We start from the raw sequence: 563 nt of genomic DNA on the forward strand, positions 1-563 counted from the left end.
GAGCGCGGCGACCGCGTCGGCGCGCGCATGGCCTTCAAGTCCGCCTACGAGCGCCTGGTGGCCGAGCGGCGCCGGCAAGGGCAAGCGCCCCAGTGGCGGCTCTCGCTCGGTTGGGATCCCCGACAGCGGACCGAGGCTGCCCAGCGTGCGGTCGCCGCCGGACGGCTAGCGGCCGAGGCGGTGCGCCACCTGCTGCCGGCACCGCAGGACGCGCGCACCCCGAAGCGGCTGACCGGAACCGTGGTGGCCCTGCCGCAGACCGAGGAGGCCACGACCCGCCAGCAGCTGCGGGCACTCCGCGCCCTGATCCTGCGTGCCGTGCCGCCGCAGCCGACACCGGCCAGCGCGCACGCTGAGGCCCGGCGTGCGCACATCGCGCAGCGCAAACGCACGACCGCCAAGGCGGTCGAGCGCCTGGGGGCGCGCCGCGGTGCTCCATGAGCCTCCGCCCGCTCCGAGGGGGCTCTCCTTGGCCCCAGGACTGCTGATCGCCCAACGCCCACCACCGCGAGGATCACGACCATGCCCCCTGCGCTGACCATGCGTGCCATGACACGCCCCGA

General features: G+C 75.7%; 1 pseudogene. It reads left to right on the forward strand.

Annotated features, from left to right (window positions below):
- A pseudogene (locus G3480_RS27330) lies at positions 1–441 on the forward strand (hypothetical protein); the annotation flags it as partial.
- Between the last annotated feature and the right edge of the window lie 122 nt (positions 442–563).

Source organism: Thiorhodococcus mannitoliphagus, from assembly GCF_010915725.1.
Classification (GTDB): Bacteria; Pseudomonadota; Gammaproteobacteria; order Chromatiales; family Chromatiaceae; genus Thiorhodococcus; species Thiorhodococcus mannitoliphagus.